The sequence below is a fragment of the Shinella kummerowiae genome, assembly GCF_009827055.1.
Classification (GTDB): Bacteria; Pseudomonadota; Alphaproteobacteria; order Rhizobiales; family Rhizobiaceae; genus Shinella; species Shinella kummerowiae.
This window is the reverse complement of the sequence record NZ_WUMK01000004.1, coordinates 265,553-285,189: the sequence shown is the minus strand read 5'-3', so window position 1 is coordinate 285,189 and position 19,637 is coordinate 265,553. Positions and strand designations below refer to the sequence as shown.

Sequence of the window (19,637 nt, the reverse complement as noted above, 5' to 3'; positions counted from 1 at the left end):
CTTTTAAGCCTCTGGCGGGACGTAACGCGGGAAGACCGGCGTCGGGGCCTCCAGCGGCGTGCCGCTGACAAGACGGCCAGCCGCGCCAAGGGCTGCAAAATCGCGCTTGTCGACGGGGGCCGCCACGAGATCGAGCAGTTTGCGGCCGGACTTGGGCACGAAGGGCTGCAGCAGGATCGCGATCTGGCGCACGACTTCGGCCGTGACATAAAGCACGGTGCCCATGCGCACCGGATCGGTCTTCTTCAGCGCCCACGGCGCCTCGCCGGCGAAGTAGCGGTCCGCCTCCGACACGACGGCGATGATTGCCGTCAGCGCCTTGTGGATCTGCTGCTTGCCCATTTCCTCGCGCGTCACCGCATGCAGCGCATCGACGGAATCGAGCATCGCACGGTCGGCGTCGGAAAGCTCGCCGCACTCCGGCACCTTGCCGTCGCAGTTCTTGACGATCATCGACAGCGAGCGGCTGGCGAGGTTGCCGATGCCGTTGGCGAGGTCGGAATTGATGCGGGTCGCGATCCCCTCCTCGCTATAGCTGCCGTCCTGGCCGAAGGAGACTTCGCGCAGGAAGAAATAGCGGATCGGATCGAGGCCGAAATGGTTCACCAGGTTGACCGGATCGACGACGTTGCCGAGCGACTTCGACATCTTCTCGCCCTTGTTGAGCAGGAAGCCGTGGGCGAAGACGCGCTCCGGCAGAGGCACGCCGGCCGACATCAGGAAGGCCGGCCAGTAGACGGCGTGGAAGCGGATGATGTCCTTGCCGATGATATGGATGTTCGCCGGCCAGTATTTTGCCCGCGGGCCTTCCGGGTCGGTGAGGTAACCGGTGGCGGTGATGTAGTTCGTCAGCGCGTCGACCCAGACATACATGACATGTGCAGGATCGTCCGGGACAGGAATGCCCCAATCGAAGGTCGTGCGCGAGACCGACAGGTCCTTGAGGCCGGACTTGACGAAAGAGATCACCTCGTTGCGGCGCTCGGTCGGGCCGATGAAGTCCGGATTGTCCTCGTAGTGCTTCAGCAGCTTGTCCTGGTAGTCCGACAGGCGGAAGAAGTAGCTCTCCTCCTCCACCCACTCGACAGGCGTGCCCTGCGGTCCGTAGCGCACGCCGTCATCGCGCTTCTCGGTCTCGTTTTCCTGGTAATAGGCCTCGTCACGCACCGAATACCAGCCGGCGTAACCGCCCTTGTAGATATCGCCATTGGCTTCCATGCGGCGCCAGATTTCGGCGCAGGCCTCGTAGTGGCGGTCTTCGGTCGTGCGGATGAAATCATCGTTCGACGCATTAAGAAGAACGGCCATATCCTTGAATTCTTTCGAATTCCGATCGGCCAATTCACGCGGGGAAATACCCTCCTTGCGTGCCGTCTGCTGCATCTTCTGGCCGTGTTCGTCCGTGCCCGTCAGGAAGAAGACGTCGCGCCCGTCGAGCCGCTGGTAGCGCGCCATGGCATCCGTCGCGATCAGCTCGTAGGCATGGCCGATATGCGGCTTGCCGTTCGGGTAGGAAATGGCGGTCGTGATGTAGAAGCGGGATGTGTCGGTCATGGGGCGTATCTGTCTTCGTTTGTGCAATGCCGCAAGGTATTAGACCATGCGGGCGCGGAGGGAAACAGCAAGTTTCCCTCTCGTCGTGTTCGCGCCTTGTCTCCGCGCCTGGAACGCGATCGCCCTACCCTTTGATGACGTGTATTAACGGCGTGCATATCGGGCCGAATTCAGGAAGGATCAGGAGGATACTACCGATCTTCGTCCTTCGTCTGAGGACGAGTTCATTGCCATCGCTGCCCTCATAGAAGTCCAGGCTTCGCTCGCTACCGAACGTCTGCCTGGAATAGCCAGTGCCAAACGAGCAATCGCCCGATGCGCAGCGCAGGGTTATTTCGCTCGAGAGGCATCGGGAACTGCCTTCGTGCACTTTGAGGGAAAGGTCAAAGTTATGCTGTTCCCGCGTGAAAATCTCGCAATCCTTGCCAAGGGTGCATGTGGCAGCACCAGCAACCGGCTCACCGTCGTCCGGCAGGATGGCCGCCTGGACGGCAAACGAAACGCCGTTCCTGCTGTCGGCGACGGCAGCCGTCGCAGAAAGTAACACTGCAAAAACAGCGCAAGAGAACACCCTCGTCGGCATGAACATCCCCATCCCGGAATACGGAAGAAAGGTTGCAACCGACTGAGCCGGAACTGTGGCGCAAGCGTCTAGAGCGAAGCCCGGATATCGTCGAGCACGCTGATGATCGTCTGCTTCCGGTCGAGATTGTAGGCCTGCGCGACGGTGATGCGTTCGCCAAGCTGCGAGGAAAGGTGGGCGAGACGATCGGCACGAGCGATGTTGCCGGACAGCGCGGCGTTGCGGGCGCTGTCGGTCACGAAATCCGTGACGTGCTGGCAGAAGAACGAGAAGACCGTGTCGCTGTCCTTGGCCGAGAGCACGTCGGCGAGCTTGTGCACGTCGCGGCGTGGCGGCTCGGCTACAGCATCGACGATGGTGCGGAAGGCTTCGACAATATCGAAGCCGCCGTAGTTCACCAGCTTCAGCGCCTCCGAGACGCTGCCATGGGCTGCCGAGAGCACGTCTGCCGCACGCGGGCCGGACGGGGCGGCGCCGAGGCTGTCGAGTGCGGCGGCGAGATCGGTTTCCGACAGCGGCGACAGCGCAAGCGGCAGGCAGCGCGAGCGGATGGTCGGCAGCAGCTTGCCCGGCGCGTGGGTCAGAACAAGGAAGAGCGAACGCTTCGGCGGCTCTTCGAGGATTTTGAGGATGGCATTGGCGGCGTTGCGGTTGAGGTCGTCGGCGGGATCGATGATGACGATGCGCCAATTGCCCGTGCCGGACGTCTGCGCCAGGAATTTTCCGGCCTTGCGCACCTCGTCCACGGTGATGGCGGACTTCACCTTGCCGGTTTTCTCGTCGACCGGCCGGGTGAGGTGCAACAGATTGTGCGAGGCGCCGGCCACGAGCTGGCGGGTGATCGCAGACCCGGGCGATGGGTCGGCCATCGTTTCCGGCGCCTCGGCCGGTTCGGGATGGTGCAGCACATGGTTGGCGAAGCGAAAGGCGAGCGTCGCCTTGCCAATGCCTTCCGGCCCCTCGATCAGGATGGCGTGGTGGCCCTTGCCGGACCGGTAGGAGCGCGCCAGGAACTGCTCCGCCGCGGCATGGCCGAAAAACCGTGTCTGCTCGGCAGGATGCACCGCGCCGTCGAGGATGCCGGGACGATCGTCGCTCACGAGATAGGCTCCGGGTCGTGTCGGTCATGCGCGTTGATCGGCAGCAGCGGCTCGGCGATGGCGAGCACCTGGTCGGCGATCGCCTCCTGCGTCTGCGTCGCGTCGACCACGCGGCAGCGCAGCGGTTCGCGCTCGGCAATGTCGAGAAAGGCCTCGCGGCGCTTCTCGTGCGTTTCCAGCTCTTCTTTCTCGAAGCGGTCCGGTTGTTCGTCCGGCCCGGCGCTGCGCTTGCGGGCGCGCTCCAGGCCGATGGCGGCCGGCAGGTCGAAGATGATGGTACAGTCCGGCACGACGCCGTTGACCGCCACGCGCTCCAGGGCTGCGATGAACGGCTGTTCCAGGTTGCCGGTAATGCCCTGGTAGACGCGGGACGAATCCATGAAGCGATCACAGAGCACGACGGTGCCCGCTGAGAGCGCCGGGCGGATGACCTGCTCGACATGATCATTGCGGGCGGCGGCAAAGAGGATCGCTTCCATGCGGATACCGTAGGGCTCGGCCGCGCCGGACAGGAGAACGTGCCGCACGGCTTCCGCGCCCTTCGAGCCGCCGGGCTCGCGTGTCATCAGCACGGTCAGGCCGCGTGCCCGCAACGCCTCGGCCAGAAGTCGGATCTGCGTCGACTTTCCGGCGCCCTCGCCGCCTTCGAACGTGACAAACAAACCGGGTGCGGCCGACAAATCCTGTTTCCGTTACCAATGGCCGTCAGAGCGGCGTTACCCGGCGGGGCCGGGACGAGTCGGACCACTACTAACCGATGTTTCCGGCCGGCGAAACGCTTTTCACCCTCGCCCGCCCCGTCAAATCCAGAAGAAGAACAGTTCGATCAGCGCATCGAGCGCGCGCGAGCGCAGGGCGCCGACACCGACCGAGCCGGCCGTCTCCACCGGAACCTCGCGCAACAACTGTTTGTCGTTCCAGATTTTCAGGGTGCCGATCGCCTTGCCCGGTTCGACCGGCGCGCGCACCGGCCACGTATAGACGACGCGCGCGACGAGCTTTTGCGAATTGTCCTTCGGCAGGAACACATCCACCTGCTCGCCGGCGACCAGCGGCACGCTGGACGCGTCGCCGCCATAGACGCTGGCATCGGCAATTGCCTCGCCCTCTCTGAAGAGCGTGCGGCGCTCGAAGGAGGAGAGCGCCCACTCGATGATGCGGCGGGTTTCCTCGATCCGGGCCTTGTCGTTTTCCATGCCGCCCATGGCGAGCACGAGGTGTTTGCCGTCGCGATTGACCGCTGCGACGATGGAATAGCCGCCCTCCTCCGAAAAGCCGGTGACGAAACCGGTCACGCCGATATTGAGGGCCAGAAGCGGGTTGCGGTTGCGCTGCTTGATCTTGTTCCACTCGAATTCCGGCTCGAGATAGTAGCGCATGTAATCGGGATAGGTCGTCTGCAGATGCCGGGCGAGTTGCACCATCTCGCGCATCGTCACCTTGTTTGCGGGGTTTGGCAGGCCGGTGGCATTGGCGAAAGCGGATTTTTGCAGGCCCAGCGCCCGCGCCTCCTCCGTCATTCTTTCGGCAAAGGCGGGCTCCGATCCGGCAATACCCTCGCCGAGGATGATGCAGGCGTCATTGGCGAACTGAACGATGACGCCGCGGACCAGATCCTCGACGCGCACATTCGATTTCAGGGCGGCGAACATGGTGGAGGTGCGCGAGGGCGCGCCGCCGGTGCGCCAGGCATGTTCGGTGACGGGATATTGCGTGTCGAGCGTGATGTCGCCGCCGGCCAGCGCCTTGAAGACCGTCGCCATGGTCATCAGCTTGGCAAGCGAGGCCGCCGGGACGGTTTCGTCCTCGGCCCGGGCAAACAACACCGTGCCGGTCTCCGCCTCGATGAGGTAGACCTGCTTCGCCTTGACGTCGAAACCGGCTTGCGGCGCGGCGGACTGGGCGTGGGCGACGCCAGAGACGGTGAGAAGGACAATGAGGAAGGCGAAAAGGCGGCGATGCATGGCGACTCCGGATGTCGTCACACTCCCACAGCCGACCGCATTGCGCAAACGGCTTTGGGAACGCGGGCGATCAGCCCGCGTTGTCGGCAAATGCGGACAGCGGCGTCAACTGGCCGTCGATCGTCAGGATGGCATCGAAGGCGCCGGCGGCATCACGCACGCGCTCGTCGGCATAGGCTGCCGCATAGCTCGGCTCGGCCGAAAGCTGCGGCACGAAATTCGGCCGTTCGATCGGCAACGGGCCGATTGCCGGCAGCATGACGAACTGCTCCATCACCTGGAAGGCGTCGGCTTCCGGCGCCGTCTTGGCGAGCGCCGTCATCGTGCTCTTGTCGGGCACGGTCAGGATGTTTTCGTCCGCAGCGACGCCGGGCAGCGCGCGGCTGTCGGCCGATGCCACCATGACGCCCGTCGCGATCTGGCCGCCCGGATCGACCGCCGGGACGCGCGAGCCCTTGGTGACGTAGGAGGCCATGAGATAGGGCATGTCGTTGCCCTCGAGCGGCGCCTTGCCGACATATTGCACACGCACCTTGGCCGTGCCGGTGCGCTTCATGTCGAGCAGGTCGGCGGTTTTCGAGGAGACGTCGATCACGCGGCCTTCATGGAACGGGCCGCGATCGTTGACGCGCACGACGACCGACGTGCCGTTCTCCATATTGGTGACACGCGCATAGCTCGGCAGCGGAAAGGTCGGATGTGCGGCGGAGAGATGGTACTTGTCGTAGACTTCGCCATTCGCCGTCCTGCGGCCATGGAACGCCGAACCGTACCAGGAGGCGAGACCGGTCTTGCTGTATCCCGGCTCTTCCTTCGGCTTGTACCACTTGCCGCGGACCTGGTAGGCCTTGCCAAGCTGGTAGCGGCCGCCACCTTTCGGCACGGATTGGCCTTCTTCCACGACGCGCGGGCTCGCCTTCACGCCATATTCGGATTCAGAAAAGAATTCCTTGCTGCGCACCTTCTTCTTCGGCGCGGATGTCGTCGTCGCGCAGGCGGCGAGGCTCGCGCAGACCAGAGGAATAGCCAGCAATCTCAAGCCCTTGCCGAACCGGATCGCATTCTTCTCGAAAGTTTTATGTCCCACGCCGCTATTGTCCCCGACGGTGTGCCAGCCAACCTGCCTTGCCCCTGCAAGTCGGCCGTCAATGCCACTCAGTAAATAACAGTCCGTTAATCATGCCAATAAGATGGCAAAATTGCGAATGGATGCAACGCTGGGAGAGAGCTTGTTCGATTTATGGTTTCCATATGGTTAAGCGCCCGCCTTGGCCGGGCGAGCGCTTGATGGAGACTGGTGATACCGATTGCGGCGTCAGGACGACGGGATTTGTAGCACGTCGAAAATCTGCTCGGGGTCTCGCACGCCATGCCGATACAGCGTGATGATCGAGCGCGCGAGCGAACGGGCCCGGGCTTCGTCAAAGGCAGGGCTTTTGCTTGCCGTCAATCGTGTGAAAACGCCCTGGAGAACATCCAGGTCCTGCGGCTCGAACATGCCGATATGCGTGGGGTCTCGAAGCACGTCCATTGCATCCTCCCCTTTTCACATAGGCCGGTGCTATTGCTTCCGGGTATGCAAGAATCTTAGGCTTGGAATGCGTCAGCAACAAGTCGGGAAAAGTTGCCGCACCGCTTTCGTTTCGCCGGCTTACATGTGTGTTTCCGGTACATCGACACGTTGATGAGCCTATCGTCAGGCCCGCCATCAGGGATTGTCAGCGAACCATTTGGTGATCGCCGGCATGTTTTCCTCGAACCCGCCCGGCAGGAAAACGTTGAGCAGGCCGACACGCTGGTCCGTGCGGTTCTCGAAATCATGCATGACATTGGCCGGGATCCGAACGAAACTACCGGACGGCGCATCAAGCCACTGATCGCCGGCCAAAATACTGGCGACACCGGCAATCACATAGAAGAGTTCGACATTTTCGCTGTGGGAATGGGCCCCCGGACCCGTCGTGTGCGGCTCAAGCCACCATTCGGAAACGCTGTAGGCGCTCCCGGTCTCGCCATGATCCGCCTTGAAAACCGCCGTCATGGCACCAAGCGGATAGGTTCGCCCCTCGCCCGGCCGCAGGAAAAGCACATCTGTGGCCGTCTTTTCGTCGTTCATGACGCGCCTCCTCTACCAGCAGTACCCGGCCGGAGGCGCGTCGAATATCGGCCGGCATGAAAGCCGGTCGGTCCGTCGTCCTCAGAACGGGATGTCGTCATCCATGTCGCGCGACAGCGGCGATCCACCGGAACGGCTGCTGCCGCCGCTGCTTCCGCCACCCGAGGACGGACGCGAGCCGTAATCGTCGTAATTCGGCGCACCGCCGAAATCATTGCCGCCACGACGATCGCCGCCGCCTTCACCGCGACCGTCGAGCATGGTCAGCGTCGAGTTGAAGCCCTGCAGCACCACTTCCGTCGAATAGCGGTCGTTGCCGGTCTGGTCCTGCCACTTGCGGGTCTGCAGCGCGCCCTCGATATAGAGCTTGGCGCCCTTCTTCACATATTGTTCGACGACCTTGCACAGGCCCTCGTTGAAGACGACGACATTGTGCCATTCCGTCTTTTCTTTGCGTTCGCCGCTGTTGCGGTCGCGCCAGGTTTCAGAGGTCGCGATGCGCAGGTTGGCGATCGGCCGACCGTCCTGCGTGCGGCGGATTTCCGGGTCCGCACCGACATTCCCGATCAAGATCACCTTGTTGACGCTTCCAGCCATACCCATACATCCCGTTGTCGCGCCGGACTCTGACGCCCGACTTCATTTCACATCATGAATGCGGCATCTTATCGGCTGCCACGCGCCAGCGCCGCCCCATGGGACTACAATCCACAGATCAATTGCGAAAATTCGTTCTTTTTTTGTTCTAATAATTCCCTACACTCTTGTCAACCGAATCGGAAACGGGCACGGATTCCTGCGACCGCGCATGGACACGCCCCAACCAGTTCCTACATAGGGGCAAACCCCTCAATCGCATGCGCAAGAACTTCTGACGCTGGGTATCATGAGCGAACTCAAGACAATTTCCATTCGCGGCGCCCGCGAACACAATCTCAAGGGCATCGATCTCGACCTGCCCCGCAACAAGCTGATCGTCATGACCGGGCTTTCTGGGTCCGGTAAATCGTCGCTTGCCTTCGACACGATCTATGCCGAGGGCCAGCGCCGCTATGTCGAGAGCCTCTCGGCCTATGCGCGCCAGTTCCTCGAAATGATGCAGAAGCCGGATGTCGACCAGATCGACGGCCTGTCGCCGGCCATTTCCATCGAGCAGAAGACGACCTCGAAGAACCCGCGCTCGACCGTCGGCACGGTCACCGAAATCTACGACTACATGCGCCTGCTGTTCGCGCGTGTCGGCGTGCCCTATTCGCCGGCGACGGGCCTGCCGATCGAGAGCCAGACGGTCAGCCAGATGGTCGATCGCGTCATCGATTTCGGCGAAGGCACGCGCCTCTACATCCTCGCGCCCATCGTGCGCGGCCGCAAGGGCGAGTACAAGAAGGAACTCGCCGAGCTGATGAAGAAGGGCTTCCAGCGCGTCAAGGTGGACGGCCAGTTCTACGAGATCGCCGATGTGCCGGCGCTCGACAAGAAGTACAAACATGACATCGACGTGGTGGTCGACCGCGTCGTCGTGCGGTCGGATCTCGCCTCGCGCCTGGCGGACAGCCTCGAAACCTGCCTGAAACTCGCAGACGGCCTGGCGATTGCCGAGTTTGCCGATAAACCGCTGCCGGTCGAGGAAACGTCGGCCGGCGGATCGGCCAACAAATCGCTCAACGAAACGCATGAGCGCGTGCTGTTCTCCGAAAAGTTCGCCTGCCCGGTCTCCGGCTTCACGATCTCGGAAATCGAACCGCGCCTGTTCTCGTTTAACAACCCCTTCGGCGCCTGCCCGACCTGCGACGGCCTTGGCAGCCAGCAGAAGATCGATCCGGACCTCATCGTGCCGGAAACCGAGCGCACGCTGCGCGACGGCGCCATCGCGCCCTGGGCAAAGTCCTCGTCGCCCTACTACAACCAGACGCTTGAAGCGCTGGGCGCCGCCTACGGCTTCAAGCTTTCCAACCGCTGGTCGGAACTGTCTGAGGATGCGCAGGACGCCATCCTCAACGGCACGAAGGAAAAGATCGAGTTCAACTACAAGGACGGCGCGCGCTCCTACAAGACGGTGAAAACCTTCGAGGGCATCGTGCCGAACCTTGAGCGCCGCTGGAAGGAGACGGACAGCGCCTGGTCGCGCGAGGAGATCGAGCGCTACATGTCGGCCGCCCCCTGCCCGGCCTGCGCCGGCTACCGGCTGAAGCCCGAGGCGCTGGCGGTGAAGATCAACAAGCTGCATATCGGCGAGACGACGGCCATGTCGATCCGTGTCGCCCGCGACTGGTTCGAGGCGCTGCCGGAGCATCTCAACACCAAGCAGAACGAGATCGCCGTCCGCATCCTCAAGGAAATCCGCGAGCGCCTGCGCTTCCTCAACGATGTCGGCCTGGAATATCTCTCGCTGTCGCGCAATTCCGGCACGCTGTCGGGTGGCGAAAGCCAGCGCATCCGGCTTGCCTCGCAGATCGGCTCGGGTCTGACGGGCGTGCTTTATGTGCTCGACGAGCCGTCGATCGGCCTGCACCAGCGCGACAATGCCCGCCTGCTCGATACGCTGCGGCATCTGCGCGACATCGGCAACACGGTGATCGTCGTCGAGCATGACGAGGACGCCATCCTGACGGCGGATTATGTCGTCGATATCGGCCCTGCCGCCGGCATCCACGGCGGCGAGGTGATTGCGCAGGGCTCGCCCGAGCAGGTCATCGCCAATCCGGCGTCGCTGACCGGCAAATATCTTTCCGGCGAGCTTTCGGTCGCCATTCCGGGCGAGCGCCGCAAGCCGAAGAAGAAAAAGGAAATCAAGGTCGTCGGCGCCCGGGCCAACAATCTGAAGAACGTCACGGCGGCCATCCCGCTCGGCGTCTTCACGGCGGTCACCGGCGTGTCCGGCGGCGGCAAGTCGACCTTCCTGATCGAGACGCTCTACAAGTCGGCGGCGCGGCGCATCATGGGCGCGCGCGAAATTCCCGCCGAGCACGAGCGCATCGACGGTTTCGAATTCATCGACAAGGTCATCGACATCGACCAGTCGCCGATCGGCCGCACGCCGCGCTCGAACCCCGCCACCTATACCGGCGCCTTCACGCCGATCCGCGACTGGTTTTCCGGCCTGCCGGAGGCGAAGGCACGCGGCTACCAGCCGGGCCGCTTCTCCTTTAACGTCAAGGGCGGTCGCTGCGAGGCCTGCCAGGGCGACGGCGTCATCAAGATCGAGATGCACTTCCTGCCTGACGTCTACGTCACCTGCGACGTCTGCCACGGCAAACGCTACAACCGCGAGACGCTCGACGTCACCTTCAAGGGCAAGTCGATCGCCGACGTCCTGGACATGACGGTGGAGGAAGGCGTCGAGTTCTTCGCCGCCGTGCCGGCGGTGCGCGACAAGCTGGTGACGCTGAACCAGGTCGGCCTCGGCTATATCAAGGTCGGCCAGCAGGCCAATACGCTGTCGGGCGGCGAGGCGCAGCGCGTCAAGCTCGCCAAGGAGCTGTCGAAACGCTCGACCGGCCGCACGCTCTATATCCTCGACGAGCCGACGACCGGCCTGCACTTCCATGACGTGGCAAAACTGCTGGAAGTGCTGCACGAACTCGTCAACCAGGGCAATTCCGTCGTGGTCATCGAGCACAATCTCGAGGTCATCAAGACGGCCGACTGGGTCATCGATTTCGGCCCCGAAGGTGGTGACGGCGGTGGCGAGGTGATTGCGGAAGGCACACCGGAGGACATCGTCAAGGTGGAGCGCTCCTATACCGGCCATTTCCTGAAGGAACTGCTGGAGCGTCGTCCGATGAAGCGGGTGGCGGCGGAGTAGGTTTTTATGATCCTGATCGGCCAGTACGACTCGTCCTATGTACGCCGTGTGGCGATTGCCATGCGGCTCTATGACCTGCCGTTCGAGCACCGGCCCTGGTCGGTGTTCAGCGACGGCGAGAAGGTGCAGGCGCTCAATCCGCTGATGCGGGTGCCGACGCTGGTGCTGGATGACGGTGATGTCGTGGCCGACAGCCATTCGATCCTCGACTATATCGACGGCCTGGTTCCGGCGGAAACACGCTTGCTGCCACAGGCCGAACCGGAGCGGCGGCAGGCGCTGAAGGTCATGACCTTTGCCACCGGCGTCGCCGACAAAGGCGTCAGCCTGTTCTACGAGTTGCATCTGCATCAGACGCCATCGGACTATTTCGTCGAACGCTGCCGGTCGCAGATCGGCACGGTGCTGACCGCGCTCGATGCGGAACGCGCCGGGCGGCCGGGAGATTTCTGGTTCGGCCGGATCACCCATGCGGACATCGCGGTCGCCTGCGCCTGGCGGCATGTCAGCGAGGCGCATCCGGGGCTCATCAATCCTGTGGCCTATCCGGCGCTCGTCGCGCACTGCGCCGGCATGGAGGCCCTGCCGGTGTTCCGGGAGATTTCGCAACCCTTCATCGCGCCGGCGTGAACCGCGCCGCCATCCTGTCTGTCGAGGAGAGCAAGACATGAGCACATCCGGCACCATCAGAACCGGCATCGGCGGCTGGACCTTCGATCCGTGGGAAGGCACCTTCTATCCGGAGAAACTGACGAAGAAGCGCCAGCTCGAATTTGCCAGCCGCGAGCTGGCGGCAATCGAGGTCAACGGCACCTATTACGGCTCGCAGAAGCCGGAGACCTTCGCCAAATGGGCCTCCGAAGTGCCGGACGGGTTTATCTTCTCGTTGAAGGCAAGCCGGTTTACCACCAACCGCAAGGTCCTGGCCGATGGCGGGGAATCGGTCGAAAAATTCCTGACGCAGGGTTTGACCGAACTCGGCGATCATCTCGGCCCGATCCTCTGGCAGTTTCCGCCGACCAAGAAATTCGAACCGGAGGATTTCGAGGGTTTTCTGAAGCTGCTGCCGGAAAAACTGGACGGCCTGACGCTGAAACATGCTTTGGAAGTGCGCAACGACACGTTCCTCGTGCCGGAATTCGCGGCCCTCGTCCGCAAATACAACGCCGCGATCGTCTACGCCCAGCATGAGGACTATCCCGAGATCGCCGACGTGACGGCGGATTTCGTCTATGCGCGTCTGCAGAAGGGCTCCGACGACGTTCCGACCTGCTACCCGCCCAAGGCGCTGGACGAATGGGCGGCACGGCTGAAGGACTGGGCGGGCGGTGGCGAACCGTCGGACCTGCCGAAGATCGACCCTGAGACGAAGCCGGCGAAAAAGGCGCGCGACGTCTTCGCCTTCTTCATCACCTCCGGCAAGGTGAATGCGCCGAACGGTGCGCGTGAGTTGCAGAAGCGCACCCAGCCGCGGGCCTGACGATCCGACCCTATGCGGCCGATGGCGAGCCGCGCAGGCGATCGAGCAGGCGTGGGCCGAGCACCGTCAGGATGAGGCCGCAGACGACGAGTGCGGCACCGGCGAGGCGTTGGGCCCCAAAACTCTCGCCGAGCGCCAGGGCCGAAAAGCTCATGCCGAACACCGGCACGAGCAGGGAAAACGGGGCGACAGTGGCGACACCGTGTTTGCGGATCATCAGACCCCAAACGCCGAAGCCGAAGATCGTGGCGATATAGGCGATATACGCCACCGCACCGACGCCTTGCCAGGAGAGTGCCTGAAGGGCGGCGATATCCCTATCCAGCCCTTCCGTCGCCAGCGAGATGATGGCCAGCGGGATCGGTGGCACGAGGCTCACCCAGACCATCAGCGCCAGCATGTCGACATTGCCGGCCTTGCGCGTCAGCATGTTGGAGAAGGCCCAGGCCAGGCCGGCGGCAATCACCAGGGCAAGGCCGAGATAGGTGAAGCTGGCGTCCACCGTCGTCGCGATCACGGCCATGCCGGCAAAGGCGATGAGGATGCCGGCGATTTGCGCCGGGCGTGGGCGGGTGCCGTAGAACACGGCGGCGAGGACGACCGTGAAGAAGGCCTGCGACTGGAGGAGCAGCGAGGCGAGGCCTGCCGACATGCCGACATCCATGCCGATAAACAGCAGGCTGAATTTTACGACGCCCAGCACGAGGCCGATGCCGAGGATAATCCGCCACGACACCGCCGGGCGCGGCAGGAAAAACACCAGAGGCACGGCGGCGAAGAGGAAGCGCAGCGCGGAAAACAGGATCGGCGGAAAATTCTCAAGGCCGACCTTGATGACGACGAAGTTGAAACCCCAGGCGATGGCGACGAGCAGGAGCAGCGCGATATCGATCAAAGTCATGGTCCGGGCCTTTTCCGCTTCGGCGCTGGGGTAAGCGTTCGCATCGCGAGCTGCGCCTCTGCCATGGGCTTAACGGGGAATGCCCGTCGCTCAAAGTCATTAGATTTGATCAAAGCCATTCAGGGTTTTGATGCCGGGCGGCTGGGGCCACCTCTCATCAATGCTTTGGTTAGCCGATCTCACTCAAACCGCTGAGAGCGTTGACGATATCCTCCGCTGTAAGCCCCTCGCCCGCTGCCCGCCCGGCCTCACCATGACGCCAGACGGCGCTGGCCGCAGCTTCGAAGGCGGGCATGCCCTGGGTCAGATGGGCGCCGATAATGCCGGCCAGCACGTCGCCGGATCCGGCGGTCGCCAGCCAGGGCGACGCATTGTCGTTGACGAGGGCGCGGCCGTCCGGTGCGGCGATCACCGTATCGGCCCCCTTGAGGACAAGGGCGGCATTGCTGCGGGCCGCGGCCTTCTGCGCGCGCTCGATCTTCGAAAGGCCTTTGTCGGCGGCAAGATCGGGGAAAAGCCGGGCAAACTCGCCGTCATGCGGGGTCAGGACCAGCCGAGTGTCGGAGGCGGCGAAGAGCTGGAACAACGAACCGGGGTCGTCGCGGAATGCGGTGATGCCATCGGCATCGAGAACAAGCTGGCGGCCGGTTTCAGCAAGGCGGCGGACATAGTGCCGTGCCTTGTCCATATGTCCGAAGCCTGGGCCAAGGACGAAGGTTTTCAGGCGCGCGTCTTCCAGCAAGGCGGCGAGGTCATCCTCGCTGTCGAGGGGTTTCAGCATGACGCTCGTCAGGTGCGCCGCATTGGTGGCGAGCGCGTCGCGTGGCGACAGCAGCGTGACGAGGCCGGCGCCGGCGCGCAGGCCGGCCAGGGCGGAGAGCCGTGCGGCCCCCGTTGCCGTCGCCCCGCCGGAGAAGACGGCGAGATGGCCGCGCACATATTTGTGGGTCGCGCTGGTCTCTGTGGGAAGGGCGACCCGCCAGAGGGCGGGCGTGTTGACCCGGCTATGGCCGGCATGCCGGGCAAGGACGCGCCCGGGAATACCGATATCGAAGATCTCCACGTCACCCGCCAGCATCCGGCCGGGCAGCAGCACATGGCCGGGTTTTCGGCACATGAAGGTGACGGTCGCCACGGCCTCGAAGGCCCGACCCCGCACCTGCCCGGTACGGCCGTCGATGCCGGACGGCAAATCCACCGCAAGGACAGGCAGGACTTTTTCGCGTACGGCATTGATGGTGCGGATGACCGTCTCGGGCAGATCGCGCGACAGGCCCGCGCCGAACAGGGCATCGATGACGACGTCGCCGACACGCGGTGCGTAGTCGGCCAGGGCAAAAACCGGACCCTTGAAACAGCCGAAGGCTTCCGCCGCATCGCCTTTCAGCGTCGCCGGGTCGCCGAACGCATAGACGGCGATGGCGGCTCCGGCTTCCTGCAGGGCGCGCGCGGCGACGTAGCCGTCGCCGCCATTGTTGCCCGGGCCGCACAGCACCGCGAAACGCAGGGCGCCCGGAAAGCGCCGGAGGGCTGCGGCGGCAACCGCTTGCCCTGCCCGTTCCATCAGGCCATAGCTCGAAAGGCCCGACGCGGCGGCGTCGTGGTCGATGCGGCCCATATCGTCGGGCGTGAGGATCAGCGTATCGATTTCCCTGTGCATGCCCCACCATGCCTGCAAAGCCCCAGGACAGACAAGCGCAATGCCGGCCGCGGAGAAAATAGCCTTCTTTTTATGCATTTGCACAATCCGTGCGCCCGGAGTTGCAGCTTTTGGCGTCACCCTTCTATGCGGCGATCCGGGACGGCCGCTGCCGAAGCAGAAAGTGACATTTTTTAGGCAAATTCCGCTGGCCCTTTCGTCCGGAAAGCCCCATCATCGCCGGCGTGAGGACGAACGTTATGGTGAAAGAGGCGGGTTTTCCTTAATCTCGAACAGATAACGCCTAGACTTGGCATGTTATGTGCATTTGAAGTGAGCAGCGGGCGAAATCCTGCGCAAACGGGAGAAGCGGAGAGACATTTTCTCATGAAAAAGATCGAAGCGATCATCAAGCCCTTCAAGCTCGATGAGGTGAAGGAGGCTCTTCAGGAAGTTGGCCTGCAGGGTATCACCGTCACCGAGGCGAAGGGTTTTGGACGCCAGAAGGGGCACACGGAGCTTTACCGTGGTGCCGAATACGTTGTCGACTTTCTGCCCAAGGTGAAGGTCGAGGTCGTGCTGGCGGACGAGAACGCGGAGGCCGTCATCGAGGCGATCCGCAACGCGGCCCAGACCGGCCGCATCGGCGATGGCAAGATCTTTGTCTCCAACGTCGAAGAAGTCATCCGCATCCGCACCGGTGAAACCGGCGTCGACGCCATCTAATCCGCCCGGCCGTTCGGCCGAGGCTTCCATCTCGTCATCTCACACAGGGACTGCAAACCATGACGACTGCCAATGATATCCTCAAGCAAATCAAGGAAGACGATGTAAAATTCGTCGATCTGCGCTTCACCGACCCGCGCGGCAAGATGCACCACGTCACGATGGACGTCGGCTGCGTCGATGAAGACATGTTCGCGGATGGCGTCATGTTCGACGGTTCCTCGATCGGCGGCTGGAAGGCGATCAACGAGTCCGACATGGTGCTGATGCCCGATCCGGCGACCGTCCATGTCGACCCGTTCTTCGCGCAGTCCACCCTCGTCATCATGTGCGACATCCTCGACCCGGTCTCGGGCGAAGCCTACAACCGCGACCCGCGTGGCACCGCCAAGAAGGCGGAAGCCTACCTCAAGGCCTCGGGCATCGGCGACACGGTCTATGCCGGTCCGGAGCCGGAATTCTTCGTCTTCGACGACGTCAAGTACAAGGCCGACCCATACAACACCGGCTTCAAGCTGGACTCGTCCGAACTGCCGTCCAACGACGACACCGACTATGAGACCGGTAACCTCGGCCATCGTCCGCGCGTCAAGGGCGGTTATTTCCCGGTTCCGCCGGTCGATTCGTGCCAGGACATGCGTTCCGAAATGCTGACCGTGCTGACCGAGATGGGCGTCACCGTCGAAAAGCAGCACCATGAAGTGGCGGCCGCCCAGCACGAACTCGGTGTCAAGTTCGACACGCTGGTGCGCAGCGCCGACAAGGTGCAGATCTACAAATACGTCGTGCACCAGGTCGCCAATGCCTATGGCAAGACGGCAACCTTCATGCCGAAGCCGATCTTCGGCGACAACGGCTCGGGCATGCACGTCCACCTGTCGATCTGGAAGGATTCGAAGCCGCAGTTCGCCGGCGACGAATATGCCGGCCTGTCGGAAAGCTGCCTCTATTTCATCGGCGGCATCATCAAGCATGCCAAGTCGATCAATGCCTTCACCAACCCGACGACGAACTCCTACAAGCGTCTCGTCCCGGGTTATGAAGCACCGGTTCTGCTCGCCTACTCGGCCCGCAACCGCTCGGCATCGTGCCGCATTCCGTTCGGCACGGGCCCGAAGTCCAAGCGCGTCGAAATCCGCTTCCCCGACCCGCTCGGCAACCCCTATCTCGGCTTCGCCTCCATGCTGATGGCTGGCCTCGACGGCATCAAGAACAAGATCCATCCCGGCAAGGCCATGGACAAGGACCTGTACGACCTGCCGCCGAAGGAACTCAAGAAGATCCCGACCGTCTGCGGCTCGCTGCGCGAAGCGCTGGAAAGCCTCGACAAGGACCGCAAGTTCCTGACGGCCGGCGGCGTGTTCGACGACGACCAGATCGATTCCTACATCGAACTGAAGATGGTGGAAGTCATGCGCTACGAAATGACCCCGCACCCGGTCGAGTTCGACATGTACTACTCCGCCTGATCGGCGCTCCCGTCTTGGGACGGGAGGCCCTTTCAGACGAAAAACCCGGCCAATGGCCGGGTTTTTTGTTGTCGTTTGTCAGGAGGTCACTGCTGGAGCCGCTGCTTCAGGAGGTTCAGATATTCCTCGTTGGAATCGTTCGCAGCGCCGTCGGAGGCATTGCCGGCGGCCGGCTTGCAGGCCGGCTTGTAATCCATCGCCATGCCGGCCTTGACGCAGACGCCGACCTGCCAGCCCGGCGGCAGCGCGGTCAGGTCCACGGTTTTCCACTTCGGGTGGCCGGTTGTCCTGAGCTTGTCGAGGCCTGTGAGGATGAGGCTGGAGAAGTCGGAGACGGTCTTGCAGCTATCGCGGTGATAGGCATTGCGTTTGACGTCGTAGTCATAGGTCATCATCACGGCCTTGACGGCGATGAGATCGACCGGCTGGTCCTGGAAGGAATAGGTGCCGGCCTCGATGCGCGAGGGCGTGTAGGTCGCCAGCAGCGGCGCCTCGGTGATCGGCACGAGATGGAACTTCGCCTTGTCGATGGTGTTGCCGGCAAACAAGGCGGCCGGGGCGCCGGCGACGTAGAAGAAGGCGTCGATCTCGCCGGACATGAGTTTCGGCAAGGCCTCGTCCGGGTTGATGTCCATGCGCTCCCCGGCCTTCACCTGCAGGATGTCCATGATGAGCGTTGCGGTCAGGAACGTGCCCGAATCCTTCTTGCCGACGGCGATCTTCTTGCCGGCAAGGTCTTTCATGCTGTTGATGTCCTTGCGCGCCAGGACGTGGATTTCCTCGTTGTAGAGCGGGAACATGATGCGCACGCCCTTCACGGCCTTCTGCACCTCCGGATCGTTGGCCTCGAAGGTCTTCAGATATTCCAGCACGTCGCTCTGCACGATGCCGAACTGCGTGTTGCGCCGGTTGCGCACGCCGACGAAATTCTCGAGCGAACCGGCGCTTTCGACGACATTGAGCTTCAAGCCGCATTCGGCGCCGAGTGCGGCAAGGTCGCGACCGATCTTGATATAGGTGCCCTGGGGACCGCCGGTCATGATGTTGCGGTCGAATTCCTGCGCCAAAACCCCGCTTGCGGACAGCGCCAGGCCAAGTGCGGCCAAAAGAACAGATCGCTTCATCAAAATCTCCTTCCCAGAGGTAGCGGCCGAGCCGCCGTAGAACTAGCAGTCGCTGTCGAGGTCGCGCATCAGGTTGCGCAGCGCCAGAACCGGCACGCGCTGCAAAGCGCTGTTAAGCGCCTTGGTCACACATTCCCCGGAGACCAGCGTTCGTTCGAGCTGTTCGCGCTGGGCGCTGCTCAAGCGGTCGAGGCCGGGCGTATTGTCGATTGCAAGCGCGACCAGCACCGCGCTGCGTGGGTCGCGCGCCTGTCCGGGCTTTTGATTGTCGATCACCACCGGCTTGTTGCCGCCGCCCTCCGGTTCGCCCCGCACGGTGGCGGCGCGCGCAGCACTCTCAAGCGCGCCGATGCGCGCCGTCAGCGATGCGTTGCGCGTCTTGAGTTCGGCGATCTCCTTCTCCTTGCGGGCAATCTCGTCGCGGAGCGCCGGCAGATCCGTCGTGCGGATCGTGTCCTGGGCGCGCTGCGCCTCCTCGAGTTCGCGCCGCAAGGCATCCTCTGCCGCCTGGCGGTCCTTCTCGACGCTTTGCGAACTGGTTTGCTGGTTGCGGGCAGCGGTCAGGGCCTTTTCCAGCCGGGCGATTTCGTCCGCCCGCAGGGAGAGTTGCCGGTCGCGGTCACGAACCGATTCCTCGGCCCGCTTCTTCAGCGCCTCGGCATCGGCGACGAGCTGCTTTGCCAGTTCCAGTTCGTTCCTGAGTTCCGGCACGATTTTCCCGGTCAGCCGGGCGTTTTCGGCTAGCGCCGCGGCGGCATCGCCGGTTCCGGCATTCTTGCGCAGGGCGTCGAGCTGGCGCTGCAGCGCGCCGTTTTCCTCGCTCAGGGCCTGGGCTTTCTGGGTGTTTTCCTCGACCTGCGCCACGCGGGCATCAAGCTCCTTGGCAAGATCGGCAATGCGCTGGCCGCGCTCTTCGATTTCGCCGGTGGGAACGGCGCCGTCCATCATGCGGAACGCGCCATAGCCGCCCGCCGCGCCCAGCGCGAGGCTCACCACGCAGGCAAAGAGCATGCCGCCAATGCCGCCGCCGCTTGCCGGTCGCCCGCTACCGCTCCTGCCCCATTGATCGTTCATGCCACCCAACCCGCCTGAGACGCTGCCCTTCGAGGTACGCCGAAACGCCAAGGCGCGCAAGCGCCGCCAACCTCTGCATGAAGAACGTATGAAAGCGCGGAA

Annotated in this window: 18 protein-coding genes; 5 read left to right on the top strand and 13 right to left on the bottom strand. The window is 63.2% G+C overall.

The genetic code is table 11. The annotated features are described in order from the left end of the window. Positions 1 to 3 precede the first annotated feature (3 nt). The 9 genes from metG to GR138_RS12225 all read right to left on the bottom strand — a co-directional run bounded on the left by metG (position 4) and on the right by GR138_RS12225 (position 7,914). Positions 4 to 1,554, bottom strand: a complete 1,551-nt coding sequence (metG, locus tag GR138_RS12265; RefSeq protein ID WP_160859539.1) for a methionine--tRNA ligase — start codon at positions 1,552 to 1,554, stop codon at positions 4 to 6. 124 nt (positions 1,555 to 1,678) lie between these two features. Further along, positions 1,679 to 2,137, bottom strand: coding sequence for a hypothetical protein (locus tag GR138_RS12260; RefSeq protein WP_160859538.1), 459 nt, complete (start codon positions 2,135 to 2,137; stop codon positions 1,679 to 1,681). 68 nt (positions 2,138 to 2,205) lie between these two features. Beyond that, complete coding sequence (locus tag GR138_RS12255) at positions 2,206 to 3,237, bottom strand: DNA polymerase III subunit delta' (RefSeq protein ID WP_160859537.1); 1,032 nt, start codon at positions 3,235 to 3,237, stop codon at positions 2,206 to 2,208. Continuing rightward, positions 3,234 to 3,917, bottom strand: coding sequence for a dTMP kinase (gene tmk, locus GR138_RS12250; protein WP_160859536.1), 684 nt, complete (start codon positions 3,915 to 3,917; stop codon positions 3,234 to 3,236). The genes GR138_RS12255 and tmk overlap by 4 nt, the downstream gene beginning before the upstream one ends. Positions 3,918 to 4,037: 120 nt before the next feature. Next, entirely contained in the window at positions 4,038 to 5,201 is a 1,164-nt protein-coding gene (locus tag GR138_RS12245; protein ID WP_160859535.1) for a D-alanyl-D-alanine carboxypeptidase family protein, read from the bottom strand. 70 nt (positions 5,202 to 5,271) lie between these two features. Then, positions 5,272 to 6,288, bottom strand: a complete 1,017-nt coding sequence (locus tag GR138_RS30800; RefSeq protein ID WP_338091079.1) for a septal ring lytic transglycosylase RlpA family protein — start codon at positions 6,286 to 6,288, stop codon at positions 5,272 to 5,274. Between the two features lie 228 nt (positions 6,289 to 6,516). Continuing rightward, positions 6,517 to 6,732: a hypothetical protein gene (locus tag GR138_RS12235; protein ID WP_160859534.1), complete on the bottom strand. Its 216-nt coding sequence runs from the start codon at positions 6,730 to 6,732 to the stop codon at positions 6,517 to 6,519. 177 nt (positions 6,733 to 6,909) lie between these two features. Further along, the gene (locus tag GR138_RS12230) at positions 6,910 to 7,317 is read right to left on the bottom strand and encodes a cupin domain-containing protein (RefSeq protein WP_160859533.1); all 408 of its coding nucleotides are present in this window, start codon (positions 7,315 to 7,317) and stop codon (positions 6,910 to 6,912) included. A gap of 81 nt (positions 7,318 to 7,398) precedes the next feature. Further along, a complete protein-coding gene (locus GR138_RS12225; protein WP_160859532.1) occupies positions 7,399 to 7,914 on the bottom strand; it encodes a single-stranded DNA-binding protein in 516 nt (171 codons plus the stop codon). Between the two features lie 289 nt (positions 7,915 to 8,203). Here GR138_RS12225 and uvrA point away from each other — a divergent pair, with 289 nt between their 5' ends. The 3 genes from uvrA to GR138_RS12210 are packed head-to-tail and all read left to right on the top strand — an operon-like array spanning position 8,204 to position 12,602. Then, positions 8,204 to 11,122 (top strand): excinuclease ABC subunit UvrA, encoded by a 2,919-nt coding sequence (gene uvrA, locus GR138_RS12220; protein ID WP_160859531.1) that lies wholly within the window; start codon positions 8,204 to 8,206, stop codon positions 11,120 to 11,122. Positions 11,123 to 11,128: 6 nt separating this feature from the next. Next, positions 11,129 to 11,752, top strand: coding sequence for a glutathione S-transferase family protein (locus tag GR138_RS12215; protein ID WP_160859530.1), 624 nt, complete (start codon positions 11,129 to 11,131; stop codon positions 11,750 to 11,752). A 37-nt stretch (positions 11,753 to 11,789) separates the two neighbouring features. Continuing rightward, positions 11,790 to 12,602, top strand: coding sequence for a DUF72 domain-containing protein (locus tag GR138_RS12210; protein WP_160859529.1), 813 nt, complete (start codon positions 11,790 to 11,792; stop codon positions 12,600 to 12,602). A 10-nt stretch (positions 12,603 to 12,612) separates the two neighbouring features. Here GR138_RS12210 and GR138_RS12205 read toward each other — a convergent pair whose 3' ends face one another. Together GR138_RS12205 and GR138_RS12200 are read right to left on the bottom strand one after the other, a co-directional pair. Beyond that, entirely contained in the window at positions 12,613 to 13,503 is an 891-nt protein-coding gene (locus GR138_RS12205; RefSeq protein WP_160859528.1) for an EamA family transporter, read from the bottom strand. A gap of 169 nt (positions 13,504 to 13,672) precedes the next feature. Next, the gene (locus tag GR138_RS12200; RefSeq protein WP_160859527.1) at positions 13,673 to 15,163 is read right to left on the bottom strand and encodes an NAD(P)H-hydrate dehydratase; all 1,491 of its coding nucleotides are present in this window, start codon (positions 15,161 to 15,163) and stop codon (positions 13,673 to 13,675) included. Positions 15,164 to 15,529: 366 nt separating this feature from the next. Between GR138_RS12200 and GR138_RS12195 the strand changes: the two genes are divergently transcribed. Together GR138_RS12195 and glnA are read left to right on the top strand one after the other, a co-directional pair. Further along, positions 15,530 to 15,868: a P-II family nitrogen regulator gene (locus GR138_RS12195; RefSeq protein ID WP_003515720.1), complete on the top strand. Its 339-nt coding sequence runs from the start codon at positions 15,530 to 15,532 to the stop codon at positions 15,866 to 15,868. A 59-nt stretch (positions 15,869 to 15,927) separates the two neighbouring features. Continuing rightward, on the top strand, positions 15,928 to 17,337 hold the full coding sequence (glnA, locus tag GR138_RS12190) for a type I glutamate--ammonia ligase (protein WP_160859526.1): 1,410 nt from the start codon (positions 15,928 to 15,930) through the stop codon (positions 17,335 to 17,337). 86 nt (positions 17,338 to 17,423) lie between these two features. On the opposite strand, the gene GR138_RS12185 is transcribed toward glnA, so the two are convergent. Both GR138_RS12185 and GR138_RS12180 read right to left on the bottom strand, forming a co-directional pair. Beyond that, a complete protein-coding gene (locus tag GR138_RS12185; protein ID WP_160859525.1) occupies positions 17,424 to 18,461 on the bottom strand; it encodes a TAXI family TRAP transporter solute-binding subunit in 1,038 nt (345 codons plus the stop codon). A 42-nt stretch (positions 18,462 to 18,503) separates the two neighbouring features. Further along, entirely contained in the window at positions 18,504 to 19,535 is a 1,032-nt protein-coding gene (locus GR138_RS12180) for a hypothetical protein (protein ID WP_160859524.1), read from the bottom strand. Between the last annotated feature and the right edge of the window lie 102 nt (positions 19,536 to 19,637).

Coding starts and splice junctions, on each gene's coding strand:
- metG (WP_160859539.1), bottom strand. CDS start 1,554: ATGACCGACACATCCCGCTTCTACATCACGACCGCCATTTCCTACCCG.
- GR138_RS12260 (WP_160859538.1), bottom strand. CDS start 2,137: ATGCCGACGAGGGTGTTCTCTTGCGCTGTTTTTGCAGTGTTACTTTCT.
- GR138_RS12245 (WP_160859535.1), bottom strand. CDS start 5,201: ATGCATCGCCGCCTTTTCGCCTTCCTCATTGTCCTTCTCACCGTCTCT.
- GR138_RS12235 (WP_160859534.1), bottom strand. CDS start 6,732: ATGGACGTGCTTCGAGACCCCACGCATATCGGCATGTTCGAGCCGCAG.
- GR138_RS12230 (WP_160859533.1), bottom strand. CDS start 7,317: ATGAACGACGAAAAGACGGCCACAGATGTGCTTTTCCTGCGGCCGGGC.
- GR138_RS12225 (WP_160859532.1), bottom strand. CDS start 7,914: ATGGCTGGAAGCGTCAACAAGGTGATCTTGATCGGGAATGTCGGTGCG.
- uvrA (WP_160859531.1), top strand. CDS start 8,204: ATGAGCGAACTCAAGACAATTTCCATTCGCGGCGCCCGCGAACACAAT.
- GR138_RS12215 (WP_160859530.1), top strand. CDS start 11,129: ATGATCCTGATCGGCCAGTACGACTCGTCCTATGTACGCCGTGTGGCG.
- GR138_RS12210 (WP_160859529.1), top strand. CDS start 11,790: ATGAGCACATCCGGCACCATCAGAACCGGCATCGGCGGCTGGACCTTC.
- GR138_RS12205 (WP_160859528.1), bottom strand. CDS start 13,503: ATGACTTTGATCGATATCGCGCTGCTCCTGCTCGTCGCCATCGCCTGG.
- GR138_RS12200 (WP_160859527.1), bottom strand. CDS start 15,163: ATGCACAGGGAAATCGATACGCTGATCCTCACGCCCGACGATATGGGC.
- GR138_RS12195 (WP_003515720.1), top strand. CDS start 15,530: ATGAAAAAGATCGAAGCGATCATCAAGCCCTTCAAGCTCGATGAGGTG.
- glnA (WP_160859526.1), top strand. CDS start 15,928: ATGACGACTGCCAATGATATCCTCAAGCAAATCAAGGAAGACGATGTA.
- GR138_RS12185 (WP_160859525.1), bottom strand. CDS start 18,461: ATGAAGCGATCTGTTCTTTTGGCCGCACTTGGCCTGGCGCTGTCCGCA.
- GR138_RS12180 (WP_160859524.1), bottom strand. CDS start 19,535: ATGAACGATCAATGGGGCAGGAGCGGTAGCGGGCGACCGGCAAGCGGC.